At 70.4% G+C, this 24,320-nt stretch carries 20 protein-coding genes and 1 tRNA gene; 16 read left to right on the plus strand and 5 right to left on the minus strand.

Going from position 1 to position 24,320, the window contains the following annotated elements; all coding sequences use genetic code 11:
* Window positions 1-13: 13 nt before the first annotated feature.
* Window positions 14-2,128: a chaplin family protein gene (locus tag ACIBQ8_RS27335; protein ID WP_397193304.1), complete on the plus strand. Its 2,115-nt coding sequence runs from the start codon at window positions 14-16 to the stop codon at window positions 2,126-2,128.
* 122 nt (window positions 2,129-2,250) lie between these two features.
* Here the strand turns inward: ACIBQ8_RS27335 and ACIBQ8_RS27340 are convergent, their stop codons facing one another.
* Window positions 2,251-2,418: a DUF5703 family protein gene (locus tag ACIBQ8_RS27340; protein ID WP_379478577.1), complete on the minus strand. Its 168-nt coding sequence runs from the start codon at window positions 2,416-2,418 to the stop codon at window positions 2,251-2,253.
* Between the two features lie 207 nt (window positions 2,419-2,625).
* On the opposite strand from ACIBQ8_RS27340, the gene topA reads away from it, so the two are divergent.
* From topA to ACIBQ8_RS27385, 9 genes are all read left to right on the plus strand, one after another.
* Window positions 2,626-5,310 (plus strand): type I DNA topoisomerase, encoded by a 2,685-nt coding sequence (gene topA, locus ACIBQ8_RS27345; RefSeq protein ID WP_397193305.1) that lies wholly within the window; start codon window positions 2,626-2,628, stop codon window positions 5,308-5,310.
* Between the two features lie 13 nt (window positions 5,311-5,323).
* A complete protein-coding gene (locus ACIBQ8_RS27350) occupies window positions 5,324-6,565 on the plus strand; it encodes a metallophosphoesterase (protein ID WP_397178657.1) in 1,242 nt (413 codons plus the stop codon).
* Window positions 6,566-6,637: 72 nt separating this feature from the next.
* A complete protein-coding gene (locus ACIBQ8_RS27355) occupies window positions 6,638-7,210 on the plus strand; it encodes a helix-turn-helix transcriptional regulator (RefSeq protein WP_397178656.1) in 573 nt (190 codons plus the stop codon).
* A 141-nt stretch (window positions 7,211-7,351) separates the two neighbouring features.
* A complete protein-coding gene (gene tmk / locus ACIBQ8_RS27360) occupies window positions 7,352-9,388 on the plus strand; it encodes a dTMP kinase (RefSeq protein ID WP_397193306.1) in 2,037 nt (678 codons plus the stop codon).
* Window positions 9,389-9,397: 9 nt separating this feature from the next.
* Window positions 9,398-10,576, plus strand: a complete 1,179-nt coding sequence (locus ACIBQ8_RS27365) for a DNA polymerase III subunit delta' (RefSeq protein ID WP_397178654.1) — start codon at window positions 9,398-9,400, stop codon at window positions 10,574-10,576.
* A gap of 233 nt (window positions 10,577-10,809) precedes the next feature.
* Window positions 10,810-11,283 carry a SigE family RNA polymerase sigma factor gene (locus ACIBQ8_RS27370; RefSeq protein WP_397193307.1) on the plus strand — a complete coding sequence of 158 codons (474 nt, stop codon included), beginning with the start codon at window positions 10,810-10,812 and terminating at the stop codon, window positions 11,281-11,283.
* Complete coding sequence (locus ACIBQ8_RS27375; RefSeq protein WP_397193308.1) at window positions 11,280-12,326, plus strand: permease-like cell division protein FtsX; 1,047 nt, start codon at window positions 11,280-11,282, stop codon at window positions 12,324-12,326. The genes ACIBQ8_RS27370 and ACIBQ8_RS27375 overlap by 4 nt, the downstream gene beginning before the upstream one ends.
* A 120-nt stretch (window positions 12,327-12,446) precedes the next feature.
* Window positions 12,447-13,304, plus strand: a complete 858-nt coding sequence (locus ACIBQ8_RS27380) for a stage 0 sporulation family protein (protein ID WP_397178651.1) — start codon at window positions 12,447-12,449, stop codon at window positions 13,302-13,304.
* A 592-nt stretch (window positions 13,305-13,896) separates the two neighbouring features.
* Window positions 13,897-15,069, plus strand: coding sequence for an AI-2E family transporter (locus tag ACIBQ8_RS27385; protein WP_397178474.1), 1,173 nt, complete (start codon window positions 13,897-13,899; stop codon window positions 15,067-15,069).
* Window positions 15,070-15,174: 105 nt separating this feature from the next.
* Here ACIBQ8_RS27385 and ACIBQ8_RS27390 read toward each other — a convergent pair whose 3' ends face one another.
* Complete coding sequence (locus tag ACIBQ8_RS27390; RefSeq protein ID WP_397178475.1) at window positions 15,175-15,468, minus strand: hypothetical protein; 294 nt, start codon at window positions 15,466-15,468, stop codon at window positions 15,175-15,177.
* Window positions 15,469-15,861: 393 nt separating this feature from the next.
* Here ACIBQ8_RS27390 and ACIBQ8_RS27395 point away from each other — a divergent pair, with 393 nt between their 5' ends.
* The 3 genes from ACIBQ8_RS27395 (at window position 15,862) to ACIBQ8_RS27405 (ending at window position 18,419) form a co-directional block, all read left to right on the plus strand.
* A complete protein-coding gene (locus ACIBQ8_RS27395) occupies window positions 15,862-16,020 on the plus strand; it encodes a hypothetical protein (protein WP_397193309.1) in 159 nt (52 codons plus the stop codon).
* A gap of 214 nt (window positions 16,021-16,234) precedes the next feature.
* Window positions 16,235-16,753 (plus strand): hypothetical protein, encoded by a 519-nt coding sequence (locus ACIBQ8_RS27400; protein WP_397178477.1) that lies wholly within the window; start codon window positions 16,235-16,237, stop codon window positions 16,751-16,753.
* A gap of 280 nt (window positions 16,754-17,033) precedes the next feature.
* Window positions 17,034-18,419, plus strand: a complete 1,386-nt coding sequence (locus ACIBQ8_RS27405; protein ID WP_397193310.1) for an MFS transporter — start codon at window positions 17,034-17,036, stop codon at window positions 18,417-18,419.
* 23 nt (window positions 18,420-18,442) lie between these two features.
* Here the strand turns inward: ACIBQ8_RS27405 and ACIBQ8_RS27410 are convergent, their stop codons facing one another.
* The gene (locus ACIBQ8_RS27410; protein ID WP_397178479.1) at window positions 18,443-20,275 is read right to left on the minus strand and encodes a glycoside hydrolase family 15 protein; all 1,833 of its coding nucleotides are present in this window, start codon (window positions 20,273-20,275) and stop codon (window positions 18,443-18,445) included.
* Between the two features lie 434 nt (window positions 20,276-20,709).
* Here ACIBQ8_RS27410 and ACIBQ8_RS27415 point away from each other — a divergent pair, with 434 nt between their 5' ends.
* Together ACIBQ8_RS27415 and ACIBQ8_RS27420 are read left to right on the plus strand one after the other, a co-directional pair.
* Window positions 20,710-22,128: an alpha/beta hydrolase gene (locus ACIBQ8_RS27415; protein WP_397193311.1), complete on the plus strand. Its 1,419-nt coding sequence runs from the start codon at window positions 20,710-20,712 to the stop codon at window positions 22,126-22,128.
* Between the two features lie 57 nt (window positions 22,129-22,185).
* Window positions 22,186-22,259: transfer RNA gene (locus tag ACIBQ8_RS27420), tRNA-Thr, on the plus strand.
* A gap of 73 nt (window positions 22,260-22,332) precedes the next feature.
* Here the strand turns inward: ACIBQ8_RS27420 and ACIBQ8_RS27425 are convergent.
* Window positions 22,333-22,797 (minus strand): hypothetical protein, encoded by a 465-nt coding sequence (locus ACIBQ8_RS27425; protein ID WP_397193312.1) that lies wholly within the window; start codon window positions 22,795-22,797, stop codon window positions 22,333-22,335.
* A 203-nt stretch (window positions 22,798-23,000) separates the two neighbouring features.
* Entirely contained in the window at window positions 23,001-23,777 is a 777-nt protein-coding gene (locus ACIBQ8_RS27430) for a class I SAM-dependent methyltransferase (RefSeq protein WP_397193313.1), read from the minus strand.
* Between the two features lie 165 nt (window positions 23,778-23,942).
* Between ACIBQ8_RS27430 and ACIBQ8_RS27435 the strand changes: the two genes are divergently transcribed.
* Window positions 23,943-24,320 (plus strand): ricin-type beta-trefoil lectin domain protein (locus tag ACIBQ8_RS27435; protein WP_397193314.1); only part of this gene is annotated, 378 nt, incomplete at its 3' end.

The raw sequence follows: 24,320 nt of genomic DNA on the forward strand, positions 1-24,320 counted from the left end.
GGCGGTCGCGGTCATGTCGTTCGGCAGCGGCGCCGCCTTCGCCGACACCTCGGGCAACTCCTCCGTCGGCGGGGGCAACCAGGTCAACCTGCCGATCAACCTGCCCATCGACATCAGCGGCAACGCCGTCGGCGCGGCCGGCCAGTCGTCCGCCGGGTCCCAGGGCGGCGCCTCGGTCGAGAACGCCGGCCCGAGCGACATCCCCAACCGCACCTCAGGAAACTCCAGCGTGCTGGGCGGCAACCAGGTCAACGCGCCGATCACCGCGCCGCTGAACGCCTGCGGCAACGCGGTCTCCCTGTTCGGCAAGTCCGACGCGGGCTGCCGGGGCGGCGCGACCGTCCACAACAAGGGCAAGGGCGGCGCCGGGGGCAACCAGACCTCGGGCGACTCCAGCCTCATCGGCGGGAACCAGCTCACGGCGCCGATCACGGCTCCGATCAACGCCTGCGGCAACGCGCTGGCCATCTTCGGCGACGCGACCGCGGGCTGCAAGGGCGGCGCCTCCGTGCACAACAGCGGCGTCGGCAACGCGGGCGGCAACCGTACGTCCGGGCGCTCGTCCGCGCTGGGCGGCAACCAGGTGATCGCGCCGGTCAACGGGCCGATCAACATCTGCGGGAACGCGGTGGCGGTGTTCGGGCGGGCGTTCGCGGGCTGCCAGGGCGGCGCCAGCGTCACCAACTCGGGCGGCGGCGGCTGGCTGCACCACATGGCCGCGCCGGGCTCCACGGGCAACGACACCGACGGGCGTTACGGCGCGGGCAGCGGCAACCAGGTGATCGCCCCCGCCAACCTGCCCATCACGGCCTGCGGCAACGCCGTCGGCAACGCGGTGGCCAACTGCCGGGGCGGCGCGACGGTGCTGAACACCCGCGCCGGCTCGGGGGCGGGCGGCAACACGACCTCCGGCCGTTCGGGCGTGCTGAGCGGCAACCAGGTGATCGCGCCGATCACGGCTCCGCTCAACGTCTGCGGCAACGCGGTGGCCGCGTTCGGCAAGGCGTTCGCCGGGTGCCGGGGCGTCGTCTCGGTCAAGAACGGCGGCCGGGGCGCCGGCGGCAACCACACCTCCGGGCAGTCGGGCGTCGGGGCGGGCAACCAGGCCGTGGCTCCGATCACCGCGCCGCTCAACGTCTGCGGCAACGCGGCCGCGGTGCTCGGCGCCTCCACCGCCCACTGCAAGGGCGGCGCGGCCGTCTGGCCGCACAACGGTGTGGGCGGCGGCGGCAACACGACCTCCGGCCGTTCGGGCGTGCTGAGCGGCAACCAGGTGATCGCGCCGATCACGGCCCCGGTCAACGTCTGCGGCAACGCCGTGGCCGTGCTGGGCGACGCCGCGGCGGGCTGCCTGGGCGGCGCGCACGTCGGCAAGCCGGGCTACCCGGGCGGCGGCTACAGCCAGTTCCTGCGCTCCACCGGCCACCAGGCCGCGGCCAAGAGCGGGCTGCTGCCCGCGGTGCCCGCCGTCCCGGCGCTCAACGGCGTCAACGGCACCGGCGGCGTTCCCGGGCTGCCCGACGTCGGCGGCCTGTCGAAGGCGGGCGGCCTGCCGGTCCCCGGCAACGTGACGCAGCAGCTCCAGGGCTCGGGCCTGCCGGTTCCGGGCAACGTGACGCAGCAGCTCCAGGGTTCGGGCCTGCCGGTCGGCGGCGGCCTGTCCTCGCTGCCGCTCGTGGACGACGCGTCCAAGACCCTCGGCCTGCCCGCCCTCCCCGAGCTGCCCGGCCTCCCCGGCCAGGCGCAGGCTCCGGTGCAGGGTCCGGCGCAGGCCAGGCCCGGCGCGGTGGACATGCCGGCCAAGTCCTGGGAGAAGCGGGTGCCCGTCCGGCCCGGCAAGCGTCACATGGCCGACAGGACCGACCACGTGCGCCGGGCGCCGGCGCGTCCCTCGTCGCCGCTCGCCCCGGCCACCGACCTGCTCGCCTCCACCCCGGTCGGCGGCGCCGTGACCTCCGCCACCGGCGGCCTGCCGGTCGGCAACCTGGGCCTGATGAGCGCCGCCCAGCCTGCCGGTCTCACCGGGATGAACTCCAGCTCGCTGCTCGCGCTGCTGCTCGGCTCGATGTTCGCCGCATCGGCCACGCTGTTCGCGACCGCCCGCCGGTTCCGGTTCGGCCGTAAGTAGATATACGGCATAGGTCGGTAACCACAGATACCGCTACCGCTCCACCGCCTGGGAGCGGTAGGCGATAGATGCTTTGCCCGTTCCGGGGGCGCGGCCCGGAGCGGGCAAAGCCATGTCCAGGCTCAGAGGGTGCTGCGGACACGGATGACCTTGCGTCGCAGCCGTACGTGCCGGCTCCCGTCGGGGTGCACCCGCACCCGCGCGAGCTCCCACTGGCCGTACTCTGCGTGTTCGGTCAGCAGTTGACGTGCGGCTTCGCGAGTGAGGTCGCGCGGAATGAAGATATCCATGTAGGAGTAGTCGAGCACAACGATTAGTCTCCAGGGTGAGTCAGGGCGCCATGCCGCTCGATGGGGCTTATTCTGCGTGCTTGTGGGTGGACCCGGAAGCTAGTGGGTAGCCCGGGGGAAGGAAATTTCCGCGAGTCGGGTTACCTTTCAGATCTATGCCGACTCCCGGCAGGGGGATTGCAAGCGAACAGTGAGGTAGGAAGCAGCGTGCCAGCCAAGAACGGCAGCTCCGGCGGAACACGCCTGGTGATCGTCGAGTCGCCCGCCAAGGCGAAGACGATCGAGAAATACCTCGGCGCCGGCTACACGGTCGAGTCCAGCATCGGCCACATCCGTGACCTGCCGGAGCGGGCCGACGACATCCCCGAGGCCTTCAAGAAGGAGTCGTGGGCACGCCTTGGCGTGAACGTCGAGCACGAGTTCGAGCCGCTGTACGTCGTCAACCCCGACAAGAAGGCGCAGGTCAGCAAGCTGCGTCAGCTGTTGAAGGGTGCTGACGAACTCTACCTGGCCACTGACGAGGACCGGGAGGGCGAGGCGATCGCCTGGCACCTGCGCGAGGTGCTCAAGCCGACCGTGCCCGTCCACCGCATGGTGTTCCACGAGATCACGCCGCAGGCCATCCGCGACGCCGTCGCGAACCCGCGCGACCTCAACCTCCGCCTGGTCGACGCCCAGGAGACCCGCCGCATCCTCGACCGGCTCTACGGCTACGAGGTCAGCCCGGTCCTGTGGAAGAAGGTCAAGCCGCGGCTGTCGGCCGGCCGGGTGCAGTCGGTGGCGACGCGGCTGGTGGTGGAGCGCGAGCGGGAGCGCATGGCGTTCACCTCCGCCCACTACTGGGACCTGCAGGCGCTGTTCGACTCGGGCAAGCCCGAGGAGCGGCCGCGTGACTTCACCGCGACGCTGACCTCGGTCGACGGCAGGAGGGTGGCCCAGGGGCGCGACTTCGCCAGCACCGGGCAGCTCAAGACGGCCGACGTGCTGCACCTGTCCGAGGCCGCCGCCGGTGAGCTGGCCGGCCGGCTCCAGGGCACGTCGTTCTCGGTCAGGTCCGTCGAGCGCAAGCCGTACACGCGCAAGCCGTACGCGCCGTTCCGGACGACCACATTGCAGCAGGAGGCCAGCCGGAAGCTGGGCTTCTCCGCCAAGTACACGATGCAGGTCGCCCAGCGGCTGTACGAGCAGGGTTTCATCACCTACATGCGTACCGACAGCATCACGCTGTCGGAGACCGCGATCGCCGCCGCCCGCTCGCAGGCCATCAAGCTCTACGGCGCCGCGTACGTGCCCGACAAGCCGCGCGTCTACACCAGCAAGGTCAAGAGCGCGCAGGAGGCCCACGAGGCGATCCGGCCCTCCGGCGAGGAGTTCCGCACGCCGGGCGAGACCGGGCTGTCCGGCGACATGTTCCGCCTCTACGAGCTGATCTGGCAGCGCACCGTCTCCTCGCAGATGAAGGACGCGGTCGGCGAGTCGATCAGCGTCAAGGTCGGCGGCCGTTCGGCTTCCGGCGAAGACGTCGAGTTCAGCGCCTCGGGCCGGACGATCACCTTCTACGGCTTCCTCAAGGCGTACGTGGAGGGGGCCGACGACCCCTCGACCGACCGCGACGACTCCGAGAAGCGGCTGCCCAACCTGGCCGAGGGCGACGCGCTGGCCGTGTCGCGGCTCGACGTGGCCGCCCACTCCACCAAGCCGCCGGCCCGCTACACCGAGGCCTCGCTGGTCAAGGAGCTGGAGGACCGCGAGATCGGGCGGCCCTCGACGTACGCGTCGATCATCGGCACGATCCTCGACCGCGGTTACGTGTTCAAGAAGGGCACCGCGCTGGTGCCGTCCTTCCTGGCCTTCGCCGTGGTCAACCTGCTTGAGCAGCATTTCGGCAACCTGGTCGACTACGACTTCACGGCCGAGATGGAGAAGGTGCTCGACGACATCGCCAACGACCGCGCCGAGCGGGTGCCGGAGCTGCAGCGGTTCTACTACGGCGCGGGCGACGGCGACGAGGGGCTGAAGGAGATGGTCACCGACCTCGGTGACATCGACGCCAAGGAGATCAGCTCGTTCCCGATCAGGGGGACGGACATCGTCCTGCGGGTCGGGCGTTACGGGCCGTACCTGGACAGAGACGGCGCTCGGGTCAACGTGCCCGAGGACACCACGCCCGACGAGCTGACGGCGGAGAAGGCCGAGGAGCTGTTCTCGCGGCCGACCGGCGACCGCGAGCTGGGGCGCGACCCCGTGAGCGGGCACATGGTCGTGGCCAAGGACGGGCGTTACGGGCCGTACGTGACGGAGATCCTGCCCGAGCCGGCCGAGGACGAGACGCCGAAGAAGCGGACGAAGAAGGCAGACGCCCCCAAGCCCCGCACCAGCTCCCTGTTCAAGACGATGTCGCTGGACACGATCACCCTCGACGACGCGCTCAAGCTGCTGGCCATCCCCCGGGTGGTGGGCGAGCTCGACGGCGAGGAGGTCGTGGCGCACAACGGGAAGTTCGGGCCGTACATCAAGAAGGGCACCGACTCCCGCTCGCTCACCTCGGAAGAGGACCTGCTGACGGTCACGATCGAGCAGGCCAAGGAGCTGTTCGCGCAGCCCAAGCAGCGCGGCCGGCGGGCCGCGGCGGCGGCGCCGCTGCGGGAGCTGGGCGACGATCCGGCGTCGAAGAAGCCGGTCGTGGTCAAGGAGGGGCGTTTCGGCCCTTACGTGACCGACGGCGAGACGAACGCGTCGCTGCGCAAGGGCGACACGGTCGAGGACATCACCATCGAACGGGCCGCCGAGCTGCTGGCCGAGCGCCGCGATCGGGCGCCCGCGCCGAAGAAGACCACCCGGAAGGCCCCGGCGAAGAAGACGACCGCGAAGAAGCCGGCGGCCAAATCGTAAGTAGCATCGACGTGTGATCGTGCTGGTCTTCGTCGCTCTCGTCGTGGTGGCGCACCTCTATCTGTGGCATCGGATGGTGCGCTCCGCGACCCGCCCCGGGCGCGTCCGCAAGGCGCTGACCTGGGGGCTGGTCGGGCTGGTCCTGCTCGTGGTGGCCGCGTTCGCCGGCACGCGGATGGAGCTGGGCAACTGGCTGGCCTGGCCGGGCTACCTCTGGGTGGCGCTGATGTTCTACCTCGTGGTGTTCCTGCTCGTGCTGGAGGTGCCGCGGGCCGTCGCGTCGATGATCATCCGCAGGGGCGAGCGCGGGTCGGTGGCGGTCAAGGAGCCGGTCCCGGTCGCGGCGGTGCCGTCCGCCGCCTCGCCGTCCGAGGTGACCGCTGAGCCCCCCGCTGAGCCCGCTCCCGCGACCGCGCCGCCCATGAGCAGGCGGCTCTTTTTGGGGCGCACCACCGCGGTGGTGGCCGGGGCCGGCGCGCTCGGCACGGTCGGTTACGGCATGACCAGCGCCCTGGGCGACCCGGTGCTGGAACCGGTGCGGGTCCGGTTGCCCAAGCTCGACCCGAGGCTGAACGGCCTGCGCTTCGCCGTGGTGAGCGACATCCACCTGGGCCCGCTCACGGGCGTCGGCCATACCGAGCGCATCGTCAGGATGATCAACGGCCTGCGTCCCGACGTGGTGGCCATCGTCGGCGACCTGGTGGACGGGTCCGTGGCCCAGTTGGGCGCCCTCGCCAAGCCGCTCAAAAGCCTTGAGTCCCGCTACGGGGCATATTTCGTGACCGGTAACCACGAGTACTACACCCAGAACGGCCCCCAGGAATGGATCGAGGAGCTCGACCAGCTCGGCGTTCGCTCGCTGCGTAACGAGCGCGTGGAGATCAGCCACCAGGGCGCCGTGCTCGACCTGGCCGGGGTCAACGACCTCAACGGCGCGGCCGTCGGCGACGGGCCCGACTTCGCCAAGGCGCTCGGCGGACGGACGCCCGGGCGCTCCACCGTGCTGCTCGCGCACCAGCCCGTCCAGGTGGACCAGGCGGCCGGCTACGGCGTCGACCTGCAGCTGTCGGGGCACACGCACGGCGGCCAGATCGCGCCGTTCAACCTGGTGGTGGGCCTGCAGCAGCCCGTCGTGTCGGGCCTGGCCACGGTCGACGGCGTGCAGGTTTACGTCACCAGGGGCGCCGGGTTCTGGGGGCCGCCGGTGCGGGTCGGCGCGCCGCCGGAGATCACTATGCTGGAGCTGCGCTCCTGACTTTGCGCGACGCGGTCGCCACGTGGCGTCATCTTGGCGTAGTATCCGAGCGGATACTCGCAGGAGGTGAGCATGGTTTCCTCCCCCGCCGAAGGGGCGCTGCGCCAGGCGGCTTCGCTCGCGCCCGACGTCGCCTTCTGGGCCCGGCGCGGCGGGCTGCTGTTCAGGCAGGCGCGCCACGCGGCGAGCATGAACCAGAAGGCGCTGGCCAGCAGGAGCGGCACCTCGCGCACCACGCTGTCGGCCTACGAGCACGGCAGGAAGTCGCCCACGCTGGAGACGGCCGGGCGCATCCTCGACGCGGCCGGGTTCCGGCTGGCTCTTGAGCCCAAGGTCGAGTTCGCCGTGAGGTCGGCGGGCGGGCGCAGCTTCCACGTCCCGAGCCGCCTGCGGCGGCTGCCGGTGGCCGCGGCCCTCGGCGTCCTGCGGTTCGGCGGCCGGGTCTACGACCTGGCCGATCGCGACCAGCGCCGGGCGGCCTACTCGGCGCTGCTGAGCGAGGGCGGCCCCGCCGACCTGCTCGACCACGTCGACGGCGCGCTGCTGGTCGAGCTCTGGGGCGAGCTGGCCCTGCCGGCCGCCGTCCGCGCCGCCTGGTCGCCTCTGGTGGAGGAGAACAGGCAAGAGGCCGGAGTAATGAATTGACGATGTTTTCGACGGCCTGTTCCATGCGGGTAACCTGCACGCCGACCCGCGAACGTAATACCCTCAGCCACGGACAAGCGGGTAATTCCGCGTTGTCTGCTGCCTTCCCATGTCCGGCCGACACCTGGATACGCTGAAATCATGACTGCCCCTAGGCGCGCCGCACATGTGCTGGCCCATGCGCCGTTCCGCCGGCTCTGGACGGCCATGTCGGTGTGCAGTCTGGGCGACTGGCTCAACATCCTGGCCCTGACCGCCCTCGCCGGAAACCTCAACCAGGGCGACTACCGCATGCAGTCGCTGGCGGTGGGCGGCGTGTTCATCGCCAAGATGTTGCCCGCCGTGCTGCTCGGGCCGCTGGCCGGGGTGTTCGCCGACCGGTTCGACCGGCGGCTGACCATGTTCACCGCGGACCTGGCCAGGTTCGCGGTCGTGTTGTCGATCCCGGTCATCGGCACCTACCAGTGGGTGATCGTCGCGACCGTCCTGGTCGAGTGCGTCAACCTGTTCTGGGTCCCGGCCAAGGACGCCACGGTGCCCAACCTGGTGCCCAAGGACCAGCTCGAATCCGCCAACCGGCTCAACCTGCTGGTCACCTACGGCAGCGCGCCGATCGCGGCCCTGCTGTTCGCCGCGCTGTCCCTGGCCGGCGACATGGGACGCAGCGTCCTGCCCCTGCTGAACGGCATGGACCCGACAGCTCCTGCGCTGATCGTCAACGCCCTGGCCTACCTGGTGTCGGCCTTCCTGATCTTCACGTTGCGCGGCATCCCCAAGCGCGACGGCGCGATCTCGACGCCCTCGGTGCTCAAGCAGGTCGTCGAGGGCTGGCGCTTCGTGGGCGGCAACCGGCTCGTGCGCGGCCTGATCATCGGCATGCTCGGCGCGTTCGCCGCGGGCGGGGCCGTGGTGGGCGTGGCGAAGATCTACGTGGTGGCCCTCGGCGGCGGCGACGCGGCCTACGGCGTCGTGTTCGGCGCGGTCTTCGTCGGCATGGCGCTGGGCATGTTCGCCGGCCTCAGGCTGCTGCGCGGGCTGTCGCGGCGGCGGCTGTTCGGCCTGGCCATCACCGTGGCCGGAGTGGTGCTCGTGGCCATCGCGCTGATCCACAACCTGCCGATCGTCGTCATGCTGACCGTGCTGCTCGGGGCGTGCGCGGGCATCGCGTGGATCATCGGCTACACCCTGATCGGGCTGGAGGTCGAAGACGCGCTGCGCGGGCGCACGTTCTCGTTCCTGCAGTCCACGGCGCGGGTCACCCTGCTGCTCGTGGTGGCGGTGGCCAACCCGCTGGCGGCGCTCTTCGGCGCCCACGAGTTCGGCCTCGGCGCCGTCGCCTACCGCTTCGACGGCACCAACCTGGTGCTGGTCATCGGCGGCGGGCTCGCGATGGCCGTCGGGATCCTGGCGCTGCGCCACATGGACGACAGGCAGGGCGTCTCGCTGTCGGCCGACCTGCTCGCGGCGGTGCGCGGCGAGCGTTACCCCGCCGAGCCGGCCGAGCACGTGCCGGGGCTGTTCATCGCGTTCGAGGGCGGCGAGGGCTCGGGCAAGACCACCCAGTCGCGGCTGATCGCCATCTGGCTGCGCGACCAGGGCTACGACGTGGTCCAGACGCGGGAGCCCGGCTCCACCAAGATCGGCATGCGGTTGCGGGCCATCCTGCTCGACGCGGCCGAGCGAGGTCTGTCGGCCCGGTCCGAGGCCCTGCTCTACGCGGCCGACCGGGCCGAGCACGTCGAGAAGGTGATCCGCCCGGCGCTCCACCGGGGCTCGCTGGTGATCAGTGACCGCTACGTCGACTCGTCCCTGGCCTACCAGGGCGCCGGCCGGGCGCTCGACCCCGAAGACGTGTCCAGGGTCAACGCGTGGGCGACGGGCGGCCTCGTACCGCATCTGACCGTGCTCATCGACACGCCGCCCGAGGTGGGGCTGACCCGGCTGGGCGGGGCGGCCGACCGTATCGAGTCCGAGCCTCTGGAGTTCCACCAGCGGGTGCGCAAGGAGTTCCGCGCGCTGGCCGCCGCCCACCCCGGCCGCTACCTGGTGGTCGACGGCACGATGCCGCCCGAGGTGCTGACCCGCCAGATCCAGGACCGCATCCGCGAGATCCTGCCCGACCCGGTGCCCCGGGAGTCCGAAGACGCCACGGGCACGATGCCCGCGATCCGCGACTAGCCTTACGCCGTGACAGTTTTCGATGACCTCGTCGGGCAGGACCAGGCGATCTCCGTGCTGTCGCGGGCCGCTGCGGCGGCCGGCGAGGCCGTCAAGGGCGGTCGCGGCGCCGGCATGACGCACGCCTGGCTGTTCACCGGCCCGCCCGGCTCGGGCCGGGAGGAGGCCGCGCGGGCCTTCGCCGCCGCGCTGCTGTGCCCCGACGCCGGTTGCGGCCACTGCGACCAGTGCCACCAGGTGCTCATCGGCTCCCACCCCGACCTGGAGTCCGTACGTCCTGAGGGCCTGTCCTACAGCGTCAAGCAGACCCGCGAGCTCATCCTGCGGGCCGCGGGCGCCCCCACCCAGGGCCGCTGGCGGGTCATCCTGTTCGAGGACGCCGACCGCGCCACGGAGTCGGCGGCCAACGCCCTGCTCAAGGCCATCGAGGAGCCGCCGCCGCGCACGGTCTGGCTGCTGTGCGCGCCCGCTCCCGACGACCTCATGATCACCATCAGGTCGCGCTGCCGCCAGGTCACGCTGACCACGCCGTCCACCGAGGCCGTCGCGCACGTGCTGGCCACCCGCGACAGCGTGCCGTGGGAGACCGCCGCGTTCGCCGCGCGGGCCGCGCAGGGGCACATCAGCAGGGCGCGATCACTGGCCCTCGACGAGGGCGCCCGCCACCGGCGGGAGGCCGTGCTCGGCATCCCGCGCTCGCTGACCGGGGTGGGCGAGTGCGTGTCCGCCGCCGAACGCCTGGTCAAGACGGCCGAGGAAGAGGCCGCGGCGGCCACGGCGGCGCTCAACGAGAACGAGACGGCCGAGCTGCGCAAGATCTACGGCGAGGGCTCCACGGGCAAGGGGCTCAACCGGGGGCTGGTGCGCGGCGGGGCGGGCGCCCTCAAGGAGCTGGAGGACCGGCAGAAGTCCCGGGCCACTCGCATCAAACGGGACTCTCTCGACGCCGCGCTGCTGGAGCTGGTGTCGTTCTACCGCGACGTGCTGGCCATGCAGTTCGGGGCGGGGGTGGAGCTGGCCAACGACGACATCCGGTTCGATCTCGACCAGCTCGCCAGGTCGTCCACGCCGGAGGAGACGCTGCGGCGGATCGACGCGATCATGCGGTGCCGGGAGCGGCTGGGGGCCAACGTCAATCCGCAGATCGCGGTGGAGGCGATGATGTTGTCGCTGCGCGGGGCGGCCTGAGCTGATCCCGGCCGCCGCCTGTGGCGGCTGCGCCGGTTGTTCGAGGCTTCGCCTGCGGTGGCTTTCCTTGGGGGTCCGGCTGCGGTGACCTGCGGTTTCCGCCTTCTCGCTTGTCGGGAGAGCGAAAAGATAGCTGGGTGACCGGAGCAGCAAGTGAGCCCGCCAAGCGTCTCTGTAGCGTGGAAGTCGAACTGCTCTCCCAACAACAGGCCCTGGCGCGGCAACGGGTCGATGTGGCATCGATCTTCGCCGAGCATCATGTGGGCCTCGTGCGGCTCGCCCTGATCATGGTCGGCGATCAGGCCACTGCCGAAGACGTCGTACAGGAGGCGTTCGCACGTACGCACGCCAACCGGGCCCGGCTGCGGGATGCCGACAAGGCGCTGGCCTATGTGCGTTCCGCCGTGCTCAACGGGTGCCGGTCCGTCCTGCGCAGGCGGGCGACGGTGTTCCGGCGGCCGGTGCCCTACGAGCCGCCGGTCTGGTCGGCGGAGAGCGCCGCGCTGCTGGGCGAGGAACGGCGGGAGGTGCTGCTCGCCCTGCGGGAGCTGCCGCGCAGGCAGCGTGAGGCGCTGACCCTGCGCTACTACTTCGACCTGTCCGACCAGGAGGTCGCCGCGACCATGGGCGTCAACGCGAGCACGGCCAGGTCCACGATCGCGCGAGGGCTCGCCGCCCTCGGCCGGGCGCTTGGGGAGGAATCATGAACAGCCCGATGGAAGACCGGCTTCGTGCCGCGCTCGTCGAGGCCGGCGCGACCGTCGACACCGGCGCGCTCAAGCCGTTGCGCACGCCCGAGCGGCGCCGGAGCCGGGTGGATCTCCGGCTGGTGAGCGCGGCCGTGGCGGTGGTGCTCGCGGGGGCGACGACCGCCGTCTGGCTGGGCGTGCGGGGTGACGAGCACGTGGCGACGCTGGCCGGCCCCACCGGCGGTCAGGCCGATGCGCAGGAGTTGACGATCTTCCTCTGTTCGAGGTCGGCCAGCGGGAAGGCGCCGTCCTGTCAGGGGCAGGGCGTCACGATTGAGCAGAAGAAGGCGATCCAGGAGGCGGCGGAGAAGGTCCCCGGCTTCACCTCGGGCCTGTATGTGGACCAGGCCGAAGCCTTCGAGAGCTTTCGGCGCGATTTCGCGCACAACCAGCGGCTGCTCGACGCGGTGACGGTCGACGACCTGCGGGCCTCGTTCCGGGTGCAGCTTGCGCCCGGCACGGATCCGGCGCGGGTGAAGCAGGCACTCAGCCCGCTCCCGGGGGTCGAGGACATCGACCTGGTGCCCTCCGCCGCTTCCCTTCCGTCGTCCGACACCCAGGTCAGCGTCTTCCTCTGCCAGGACGGTTCGGGGCTGCCCGCCTGCGGTGCCGTACGCGCACCGGACGACGACAAGGTCATGAAGGACGGCAAGGGAGCCACGACCAGGCAGAAGAACGAGATCTCCGCACTCCTGCGGGCGTCCAAGCAGGTCAAGTCCATCCGCTTCGAGGACCGGTCGACGGCGTACGAGAACTTCAAACGCAGCTACAAGGACAACGAGGCACTGTTCGCGGCCACCAGGGTGGAGGACATGCCGGAGTCGTACCGGTTGCAGATGAGATCGGAGCGCGACGACTGGGGTCCGCTGCTCAAGGCCCTGAGACGGCAGGGAGGTGTCGCGTCCGTCCTCGACCACCGTTGCGCGGTCGACGCGGCTCTGGCCATGGCCCGCTACCGGGTCTCGCTGCCGAAGGGCCAGGACTGCCGGACGGGCGGCTGAATCAAGATCGGGGCCGGTGCCCCTCACGCTCACCGGGCGGACACACGTAGTGTGGCAACGGAAGGCCCTAACAACCCCCGAGGCCGTCAGGGAGGCGAGCTCTAGCCCATGGGAATGATCATGGCCGTGAGCTTCACACGCTACGGGAGGCTCTACTACCTCGATCCGGGCGGGCACACCTTCAAGGTCGGCGACAAGGTGCTGGTGCCGACCGACTCGGGGCCCGAGGTGGCGGAGTGTGTGTGGGCGCCGCAGTACACGAGCGAGGACATCGACGGTCTGCCCGTGTGCGAGGGGCCGGCGGGCGAGGAACACCTCTCGCGTGACGAGTCCAACAAACGCCGCAGGGCCGAGGCCCGCAGCGTGTCCAAGAAGCTGATCAAACGGCACACGCTGCCGATGAAGGTCGTCGGCATCGACTATCTCGACCAGGACAACGTCTACACCGTCTACTTCTCGGCCCCTCACCGGGTCGACTTCCGGGCCTTGGTCCGCGACCTGGCCCGTAACCTGCGGGCCAGGGTCGAGCTACGGCAGATCGGCCCCAGGGACGAGGCACGGCTGCAGGGCGGCATCGGCCCCTGTGGCCGTGACCTGTGCTGCGCCACGTTCCTGAAGGACTTCGAGCCCGTGTCCGTGCGCATGGCCAAAGACCAGGACCTGCCGGTCAACCCGCTGCGCATCGCGGGGGCTTGCGGGCGGCTCATGTGCTGCCTGAAGTACGAGCACCCGTTGTACGTCGAGAGCCGGTACAGAATGCCTCGCGCGGGCAGCAGGGTGAGCACGCCTCAGGGCGACGGGGTCGTCACCGGGCACAACGTCCCCGCCGACACGGTGACGGTGCGCCTGGACGACGGCGGAAGGCGCTGCGCGTGCCCTTCGGCGTCGGTGTGTTCACCCCGCATCCAGCACGACACGATGTACGGCACCCGGGAGGAATCGCCCGACCACAAGCCTTCCGGCGGGGAGGACGGTTAGACACTCATCCGGCTTCGGTGCAGGTGACGCTCATGGGCGCGCCGGCAACAGGCTCTGACTGCTCTCCCTAAGGTGACGGGGAGGCTGTGGGGGCTACAGCGCGAGGGGGCATGGCTGTCGAGGCTCCATGCGGCCCCTCGTGCACCCCGGGCGTTCTGATGAGGCTTACTGGGGCAAGCGCACGAGCTCACAGCAGCCCCACTCAAGACGCCAACCCGCTGGCGCAGCCGCCCTCGCGGAAGTGCCACTCCCAGCCGCCCGAAGCGTGATCTTCTGACGCCTGTCTGAGCGGGAGCTTGCGGAGCTCGTTCGAAGTGGCGGAGTTAGCCATTCGCCTCGCCGGTGCCCCTGGCTCGCCGCGCGTCCTGGCATGGCCTGGGGGTGCGGGGTGCTGTTCAGCGAGGGGGACAAGCCGGTCAGGTGGTAGATGCGGGGGTGGAGCGGCTGGTCGTCGTACGTTGGGTGCGTCACTTCCGTGTATGGCGCGGATCGGGTCGCAGGCTTCGTGGGGCGAACTTTCAGAGGGTTGATGTTCGTGCGCCTGGGGTGAGGGCCGGGTCATCGGAGGTGAGGTCTAGATCTCTGGAGAGTCATGAAGAATCCGGTGCAGTCGAGCGAGGGCGTGCCCGCAGTGCAGGTGATGCTCTCGCCTGCCAACGTCTGGCGTGCCGGGCTTGCCATGGCGGCCGTCGTCGCGGTGGCGTTCTTCGTCCGGTTCGTGATCACGGACGCGGGTGCGCTGATCGCCATGCTGGTGATGGCGTGGTTCCTCTCGCTGGCCATGGAGCCCGCCGTGCGGCGCATGTCGCGGCACATGCCCCGAGGCAGAGCGACGCTGCTGGTGATGACGCTGTTCATCCTGGCTTTCGTGATCTTCATGCTGCTGTTCGGCAGCATGTTCGTGCAGCAGGTCGCGGTGCTGCTGAAGGCTCTGCCCGACGTCATCGCGGGCGTGGTCGAGTGGGTCAACGCCCGTCTCGGCACCCGTTATGAGATCTCCGACATCCTCAAGTCCATCAAACTCACCCCGCAGCAGGCGGCCGAGTACGCGCAGGGCGCGCTCGGCGGGGTGCTGGGTCTGCTGGGCACGGTGACCGGAACGCTGTTCAACCTGTTCACCCTGGCGCTGCTGACGTTCTACTTCTCGGCCGACGGGCCGAGGCTGCGCCGGTGGCTCGCGCAGCTGCTGCCGGGCCGGCTCCAGCAGGTCTTCATCAGCGTCTGGGACGTCTCCACGATCAAAACGGGTGGATACGTCTCCTCCCGGCTCATCCTGGCCGCCATCAACGGCACGGCGTCGGCCCTGGTGTTCCTGCTGCTGGGCATGCCCTCCTGGCTGGCCCTCGGTGCGTGGACGGGGCTGGTCGCCCAGCTCGTGCCCACCATCGGCACCTACATCTCCATCGCCCTGCCGGTGGTGGTGGGACTGGTCTCGTCGCGTCCCTGGATCGGAGTGGCGGCGCTGGCCTGGGGCATCGTGTACCAGCAGGTGGAGAACCTGACGCTGGAGCCGAAGATCAGCTCGCGGGCGGTGGACATCCATCCCGGGGTGTCCTTCGCCGCAGTGATCGCGGGGGCGTCGCTGTTCGGCGCGATGGGCGCGCTGCTGGCCATCCCCATCGTGGCCATGCTGCTGTCGCTGATCGACACGTTCGCCACTCGTCAGGAGCTGCGGGAGGCCATGGCCGCCGAGTCGGCGCCGCCGAAGGGCGAAGGCGGGGAAGCGTCCTCGAAGGGCGGTTCCGGCTCGCCGCCGCCGAAGTGACGTGGGTCCGTGCGGATGGACGATCGTTCCGGCGGCGGTGCCGGGCGGAGACCGCGCCGGGCCCTCCGGCCGGTGTGCACGTGCGACGGTACGGGCGGTGGCCGGTCAGCCGCGGGGATAGCCGGGGATCTGGCGACGTTGGCTCGCGGTGCCGATCCAGTGGAAGAGGTCCAGCGCGACCGATACGGCGATCCAGAACCAGTCGGCTCCTCGCAGTCCGACGCCGGGCACGTAAAGGATCACGTACATCAGCGTGGTGAACGGCAGGAAGATCAGGCCGAGGAGAGGCCAGATCCACGTGTCGAAGGCGGCGCTGACCAGAGCGGGCCGCGCCACCCAGATGATGAACACGGCAAGTCGCGGAAAGAGGCCCGCGAAGATCGCGAACAGACATCCCATGGCGGCCCACGTCCCTCCATCACGCCTCGCCGGAAGGTAGGCGAAGTGGATGGTCCCCGCAGTCGGGGCTGCTCATCCTCGACGTTGTGCATGGAAAGTCCCTTTTTCTCGGCGCGCTGAGGGTTGTTTTCGTAGAACGCCCAGATTTGTCCGAGGGGAATCTTTGCCATGTCGCGGTGGCCGCCCGATCGGGAACAGGGGATCAGAAGCATGGACGGCGGCTTAGCCGGGCGATGCCGTCCTGTGTGCCGCGATGCGGCTGTTGCGGGTCTTCCACGGAGGACGCTGGACACCGGAAAGCCGGTCACGGACCTGTTCCGGCGGCGGCCCGCACTGCCTTCCGGGGCATCCGCAGCTGCTCGTCGATGCAACCGATCAGGAGGAACAAGCCCAATGAGCCATCTCATCGCGATCTCCTATCCCGCCCTCAGCGCCGCCATCGCCGTCCGTGACCGCCTTGCCGACCTGAAACGGCAGAACCACGGATCGGTGGCGCGTACGGCTGTCCTTCGCGGACGGCGCGGCGGCGACGCGCCCGGTCCCGCCGCGTGAGCCCGACGCACCCGCTCTGCCGTTCGAGCGCACTGCACCTGCTCTGCCGCATGAGCGCGGTGGATTCGCCCCGCCGCGTGGGCGCGGCGCGTCCGCCTCACCGCGTGCGCGCAGCGCGCGTCGCGTGGGCTGGGCGCGGTCGCTTTCGTCGCGAGGGTGAGAGTTGAGCGCCCTTTGTTGAGAGATGGTCAGGTAACCACCGAGAGAGGTCGTCATGGGGAAGGTGCCCGATCCGGCCGACGGTCATCGGTCGCCGGCCGATGGCGCCCACAGGGACTACACCGGTGCGGTCTACGGATCGCTGCTCGCCGCCTCCGTGGTGGCCGGTGCCGCGTCGCTCGGCAGGTTCCCGCGTCTGGAGATGATCGTCTTGCTGCTGGGGACCAGCGCGGTGTTCTGGGCGGCTCATGTCCACGCCCGCCTGTTCGGCGCCCGTACCGTCTTCCAGAGCATGAGCGTGGCCGACATCCGCCGGGCCTGCGCCGAGGAGTGGCCGATCGTCACGGCGGCCGTTCCGCCGGCCGTCGCCGTGGCCGTCGGGCCGCTGCTGGGCCTCGAAGCGCGGGGCACCGCCTGGCTGGCCCTCGGGGTCGCGGTGGCCGGGCAGGTCGGCTGGTCGGCCGCGGCGGCCGTGGGGATCGGCGCCTCCTCCCGCATGGTGCTGGTCACGAGCGTGATCAATCTGCTGCTCGGGCTGGTGATCGTGGTGCTGAAGGCCGCGTTCCACCATTGACCGGACGCCCGCCGGCACGGCCGCCCCGACCGCAGAGGCGGCCGGGCATCCGTGGCGGCGACCACCCGGGAGGCGGCCGGCCATCCGTGGCGACCACCCCGGGGGTGGCCGGCGGGGAGGCGGTTACCACGGAGGCGGCGAACATCGAGGTGGTCATGTGCAGGTGGATGATGTGCCGCGGTGATCTCGTCCTTGAAAGGGCCGGCGCCGGTTCGTACGGCGAAGGCCCCGACCCCGTAGCCACCGATCGACCTCAGCGAGCGCGATGGCAGGGTGGACCATGACCGGACCCGCAGCCCCCGGGAATTCGGCCGCCTTCGCGAAGAGCCCGCTGGCCCCGCTGGCCCTCGCCCAGTTCATCTGTAGCTTCGCCGGCTCGAACATGAACGTGATGATCAACGACATCGGCCGGGACCTGAACACCACGGTCAAGGGCGTGCAGAGCACGATCACGCTGTTCCTGTTGATCATGGCCGTGCTGATGATCCCGTGCAGCAAGCTGACCGATCGCTGGGGTCGCAAGAAGTGTTTCCTCGCGGGCCTCACCCTGTACGGGATAGGCGCTCTGACCAGCGCGATCTCGCCCAGCCTCGCGGTGCTGATCCTCGGCAACTCGGTCCTGGAAGGGGTGGGGACCGCGTTGCTGATCCCGCCCGTCTACATTCTGGCGACGATGGCCTTCGACGATCTGCGGTCGCGGGCCCGCGCCTTCGGCCTGATCAGCGGGCTGGGGGGTGTCGGCGCGGCCGCGGGCCCGCTGATCGGCGGTTTCATCGCGACGGCGATCACCTGGCGTGCCGCGTTCGTCTTCCAGGCAGCGGTGGTCGCGGTGATCGTCTTCCTCAGCCGCCGGATCGCCGACCCGGTGCCGCCGGATCCGAGCCGGCCCTTCGACGCCGCCGGCGCGGTCCTGTCGGCCGTCGGCATGTTCTGCGTGGTGTTCGGGATCCTCCAGGCCGGCAAGAACGCCGTGCTGATGACGGTGTTCCTCGTCGCCGGAGCAGTCTTCCTGATCTGGTTCTTCCTGCACATCCGGGCCCGGGAACGCGCCGGGAAGGAGCCGTTGCTCACGACCAGGCTGTTCCGGAACCGTACGTCCGATCTCGGCCTCGTCACCCAGAACATGCAATGGCTGGTCCTCATGGGGACGTCCTTCGTCGTCGCGGTCTTCCTGCAGAAGGTCCGCGGGTACAACGCCATCCAGACGGGGGTCGTCTTCACCGCGGCGACCGCGGGGATTCTGGTGAGCTCCCTGGCGGCGGAGCGGCTCGCCAGGAAGCACTCCCAGAAGAGCCTGATCTCGGCGGGTTTCGCCATGACCGTGGCCGGGATCGCCGTCCTGCTCGCCCTGGTCGAGGCGTCGTCGCGGGTCGTCGCCTTCGTACCGGGGCTGTTGTTGATCGGGCTGGGCGTGGGCGTGATGCTCACGCCGTCGGTCAACGTCGTGCAGTCCAGCTTTCCCGAGGAGCAGCAGGGCGAGATCTCCGGATTGTCGCGCAGCGTGTCCAATCTCGGCTCGTCGTTCGGAACGGCGATCGCCGGCACGATCCTCATCTCCGGGCTGGCCGAGGGGAACCGCTCCTACGCCCTCGCCATGATCGCGCTTGCGATCTTCGCCCTGGTGGGCCTGGCCGCCGCGATCCGGCTCCCCTCCAACCCCCGGTGAGCTCCGGGGACGTCGTGTGCGGTCTACCGGCCACCCGGTTCGGCACGGTCGAGTTGCTCGTCGAGGGCGATGGCCGCGGCGATGAGCGCCAGATGGGTGAACGCCTGCGGGAAGTTGCCGAGCTGCGCGCCAGACGGGCCGATCTCCTCGGCGAACAGGCCGACGTGGTTGGCGTAGGTGAGCATCTTCTCGAAGGCGTAACGGGCCTGCTGCAGCCGTCCGGCGCGGGCCAGGGCCTCGACGTAGAGGAAGCTGCACAGGTTGAACGTCCCCTCCGAACCGCGCAGGCCGTCGGGGGACGCGGCGGGGTCGTAGCGGTAGACGAGGCTGTCGCTGACCAGCTCCTCGTCGATGGCGTCCAGGGTGCTCAGCCAGGCCGGGTCGCGGGGGGAGATGAACCCGACCCGGGGCATGAGCAGCAGCGAGGCGTCCAGCACGTCGGTGCTGTAGTGCTGGACGAAGGCCTGCCGGTCCGGGCTCCAGCCGCGGTCCATGATCTGGTTGAAGACGGCGTCCCGGACGCTCATCCAGCGCACGAGGTCGGCCGGACGCGAGTGGGTGGTGGCCATCCGGATGCCGCGATCGAAGGCGACCCAGGTCATCAGCCGGCTGTAGGTGAAGTTCTGGCGCCCGCCGCGGGTCTCCCAGATGCCTTCGTCGGGACGGTCCCACGTGTCTGCCAGCCAGTCGAGCAGCCCGGCGAAGGACCGCCAGCCGCGGATGCCGCCGATCTCCTGGGCCTGGGCCAGGGCGTCGGCGACTTCGCCGTAGATGTCGAGCTGGAGTTGATCGGAGGCGGCGTTTCCGGCCCGTACCGGGCGGGACTGCCGGTATCCCTCCAGATGGTCGAGCACTTCCTCGGTCAGATGGGGATCGCCGTCGATCCGGTACATGATCTGCAGCGGCTCGCCGGAGGCGCGGCCGGCGAGGAGCCGCTCGTGCAGCCACGTACGGAACGCCTGGGCCTCCTCGACGAAGCCGAGGCCGATCAGGGCCCGGACGGACAGGGAGGCGTCGCGGACCCAGGTGTAGCGGTAGTCCCAGTTGCGCTCGCCGCCGATCTGCTCCGGCAGCCCCATCGTGGCGGCGGCGATCGGGGCGCCGGTGGGCGCGTACGTGAGGAGCTTGAGAGTGATCGCCGACCGGTTCACCATGTCACGCCAGCGCCCCCGGTACCGGGACGCGCGCAGCCAGCCGTGCCAGAAGGCGCGGCAGGCCTCGAAGCTGTCGCGTATCCCGGCGGCGGTCACGGGCGGCACGGCCTGGTCATCGCCGCTGCAACTGGTCAGGACGATCGCGGCGGTCTGGCCGGCGTGGAGGGTGAAGTCCGCGACGATGTCCTCACCGTCAGGGCGCAGGGCCACAGGGCCGGCGGCCTGCAGGTGGAGGCTTGTGCCGGGGCCCTGGAAGACCGCTGATCCGGCGTCGCCGAGCGCGAGGGTGTGCGGCGCCCGCCCGTAGTCGAAGCGGGGACGGCAGGCGAAGACGAAGGGCAGGCTCCCGCGGACCACCCGCACGAACCGCACCAGGCGGTGCCGGCCGGAAGGGGTGCTGGACGTGTTCGGCTCCATGAAGTCGGCGACCTCGCCGACGCCGCCGGAGGCCATGAAGCGGGTGACGAGGACGGCGGTGTCCGGCAGGTAGAGCTGCCGCACGGCCGCCTCGTCGCTGCCCCCCATGTCGGCGGCCAGCCGGCAGTGGCCTCCGCGCCCGCTGTCGAGGATGGACGCGAAAAGGCTCGGGGAGTCGAACCGGGGCGTGCACCACCAGTCGATGGTGCCGTCGCTGGAGACGAGCGCGGCGGTCTGCAGGTCTCCGATCATGCCGTGGTCTGCGATCTGCGGGTAGCCGTTCATCGATGCCTCCGTTGTTCGCCGGACATACCGGACGACTGCCTCCGGACGGGTCGACCGAACGACCGTCACCGGGGGGACGGAGCAGCCTTTTCAGGCTAACTCCTGGCATCACAGGAAGTCATCCGGGGTGACGCGGTGTGTCCCTCCTGCCGCGATCGCCGGACGGCGTCCAGGGGGTGTGCCCGCGCCGTCGGTGGTTGGCTGGTGTGGTGCGCAACCATTGCTCGTGGGGAGCCCTGCCGACCATGCCGGGTTCGTCTCGGTACGGGTCCGCGGAGAGGCGGGCGTACGAGCCCATGGGCCCGCCGTCCGGCGCCACCGATGGGCCGATGGCGAGCGGGCGGGCGTGGAGAAGCCGGAGACGCCGGAGACGCGGCGGGGGCCGGTGGGCACGGCGGCTGCGCCGCGTCGTGGCCGGGGTCGCGGTGCCGGTGGTGCTTCTCGCCGGTGGGTGTGGCCGTCCTGAGGAGCGGGCGGGGCGGGGGATCGGCTGGTCGGGCTGCGGGGACGGCTTCGAGTGCGGGACGTTGCGGGTGCCGCTCGACCACGACCGTCCCGACGGTGAGTCGCTTGGGCTGGCGGTCGTCCGGCTGCCCGCCACGGGCGACCGGATCGGCTCACTGGTGGTGAACCCGGGCGGTCCGGGGGCGTCCGGGGTCGAGTACGCCAGGGCCGCCCGGCTGGTGGTAGGTGAGAAGGTACGGGAGCGGTTCGACGTCGTCGGGTTCGACCCGCGCGGGGTCGGCCGGTCGGCGCCGGTCGAGTGTCTCGACGACGAAGCTCTCGACGCGTTCGTCGCCATGGACACCACCCCCGACACCCTTGAGGAGCGGGGTGCGCTGGAGGCCGCGGCGCGGCGGTTCGCGGACGGCTGCCGGAAGCGCTCCGGCCGGCTCCTGCCCCACCTGGGCACCATGGACGTGGCCCGCGACCTGGACCTGCTGCGCCAGGCCCTGGGCGACCAGAAGCTGACCTATCTCGGCAAGTCCTACGGCACCTTTCTCGGGGCCGTCTATGCCGACCTGTTCCCCGGCAACGTGCGCGCCCTCGCCCTGGACGGCGCCCTCGACCCGGCCGGCCCGCGGATGCTGGTGAACACCGAGCAGGCCGTGGGGTTCGAGGCGGCACTGCGCGCGTACGTCCAGGACTGCCTGGGCGACCGCGACTGCCCGCTGGCCGGCCGGACGGCCGAGGAGGCGATGGACGAGGTCGGGGCCCTGATCCGCCGTGCCGACACCCGGCCCCTGGCAGGCGGCGGCCGGCTGGTCACCGAGGCGCTGGCGACCCTCGGCGCGCTGACGCCGCTCTACGACCGCGCCTCCTGGCCGGAACTCACCGAGGCGCTACGCCGGGCGCTGCACGGCGACGGCTCACTCCTGCTGCACAACGCCGACCAGCTCGCGGGCCGGCAGGACGACGGCACCTACTCCAACCAGCTCGCGGCCAACCTGGCGGTGAACTGCGTAGACGGACCGTATCCGGCCACGGCTGCGGCCTTCGCGGAGGATGCGGCGGAGGCGTCCAGGAAGGCGCCCCGGTTCGGGCCGTACATCGTGTGGTCGTCCCTGCCGTGCGCGTTCTGGCCGGCTCGGCCCACCTTCTCGCCGCATCGCCTGACCGCCGCCGGAGCCCCTCCGATCCTGGTCGTCGGTACGGAACGGGACCCGGCGACGCCGTACGGGTGGGCTCGGGCGCTGGCCGGTGGCCTGCGGTCCGGCGTCCTGCTCAGCTACGACGGCGACGGGCACACCGCGTACGGGAACGGCTCCCCATGCGTGGACGACGCCGTGGACCGGTATCTCGTGGAGGGGGTGCCGCCGAAGGATGGCGCGATCTGTCCGGGCATCCGGTGATCAGGAGGAGCAAGAACCCTTCGATCTCCTGTAGACTCTTTCAAGCCGTACAGGCACGCCGCCTTAGCTCAGTCGGCCAGAGCACTTCACTCGTAATGAAGGGGTCTGGGGTTCGAATCCCCAAGGCGGCTCCCAGTTCAAAGGCCCTTCCGGATGATCCGGGAGGGCCTTTTGCGTGGGCGTACAGCCGCGGGGAACGGGTCACTACTCGAAGAGGTCCTGGCCCTCGCGGCCCGAGGGGTCCATGCCGAGCAGGTCCTCATGGAGCGATCGGACCGCGCGGCCGGTGAGTTCGCCCGTCGCTGTGGTCTCCATCAGTCGCCGGCCAGGAGAGTTGTCAGGCGCTTCGTCGTCCTGGCCGTGGGCGGTGAGGCGGTACAGCAGGCCGAAGACCGCTTCATAGGCCGAGGCGCGCGCGAGCCGGGCGAGGTCGTCGCGGTCGGCGCCGTTCGAGAGCAGGCGGGTCGCCGCCGGAACGGTCTCCAACGATCCGGGAGCGGCCCAGCCGTCGATCAGTTCGGGCCAGATGCTTCTCAACGCCAGGAAGCGAGCGAGTTGGGGGACGTTCTCCGTGATCTCCGCAAGCGCCCAGCCCTCGGGGTCGTCGGCTCCGAGGGCTGCGAAACGAGCTTGCAACTCGACCACTGCATCGCGGTCCACGCCATCCATCCTGACATCTCACCACAGCGTCATGGAAAGGCCCCGAGGGTGATTCCTGGGGCCTTTCCCCCAGGGGGCGAGGTGGACGGCGACGCCCAGCGACATGGTGATCACCTGAGCCTGCTGCACCACCCGCGGCGCCCCTCCAGCACGGGTGCGCCTGCATGCGCTGCCCGATGCCGAACGTCGATCCCAGGGCGTGTCGATCGGCTCTACGCCCGCTCGGCGAGGATGTGGCTCAGAGCCGCAACGCGTCGATAGGGATCTGTGGCGCCGGCTTGTTCCTCGCAGTCCAGCAGCGCGGCCAGAGCCTGGTCGTCGGGGAGTTCCGCGTCGGCCGGCGCGGTGTCGGTGAACACGCGCACGCCGTACCAGGCGCGTACCTTCAGCCGCCGGTCGGCGAGCGCGGCGGTCAGGGCCTCCAGGCGGTCGGCGCGTGCCGTGACGCCGATGCGGTTGTCGTACGTCAGTTCCCGGAAGGCTCCCTGCGCTGTGGCCCAGTCGCCGAGCAGGCCCGGCCGCATCGCCAAGGCGTCCCCGTTGCGGACCAGCAAAGACGCCATGCCCCCGGGGGCCAACAGCCGCGCCAGATCATCCAGCAACGGCCCGGGGTCGGCGAAGTACATCAGAACGCCATGGCACAGCACGACGTCGAAGCTCTCGGGCCGGAACAAGCTCGCGAGGTCCCGTACGTCGCCCTGGCGGATCCGCACGCGCTCCCGGACGCACTCGGGCTCGTCCGCCAGAGCATGTTGAAGGTCGCCAAGGAGTGCCGCCGAGGAGTCCAGCCCGGTCGCGTCGTGTCCGCGCCGGGCCAGCCGCAGCAACTGGGTTCCCTGGCCGCAGCCCACGTCCAGAACGCGCTGCGGCACCGCATCGGGCAGGTGAGCCGCCAACTGCCGGGCCACCAGCTCCTGGCGGACGATCTGCCGGAGTGTCCCCAGGCGAGCTCGCCACTCCTGCTCGCCGGCCGCGAAGCCAGAAGTCATCGCGCCTCCCTCTGCATGCCACCAGACCCGCGGCGAGCCTATGACGTCGTGGTTCCAGGTCGAATGCCGGGGGAAGGGGAGTGTAAACGGAAGGTGATTGATCGAACACCCTGAGTTGCGACATGGTGCATGAGCCCTGTTCAACGCACCCTCGGAGGGACACTCATGCTGGTTCGTCGCCTTCTGTCTGGAGCCGTCCTCGTCGTCACCGCCAGTGCGGGTCTCGTTCTGCCTGCCGCGGCTGCCGCTCCGAACCCCATGTGCATCGACGTCACCAACGACCGTGGCAACGGGGTCCGGATCTACCAGTGGGAGTGTCAGAGCAACAACAACAATCAGAGGTTCGTGATCGACGGGGGTCAGATCAAGATCAAGGACACTCTGGGGACGTCGCGGCCGATGTGTGTGGATGTCACCAACGATCGCGGTAACGGGGTCCGGATCTATCAGTGGGAGTGTCAGAGCAACAACAACAATCAGAGGTTCGTGATCGACGGGGGTCAGATCAAGATCAAGGACACTCTGGGGACGTCGCGGCCGATC

Origin of the sequence: Nonomuraea sp. NPDC049646 (assembly GCF_044465525.1) — a bacterium.
Classification (GTDB): domain Bacteria; phylum Actinomycetota; class Actinomycetes; order Streptosporangiales; family Streptosporangiaceae; genus Nonomuraea.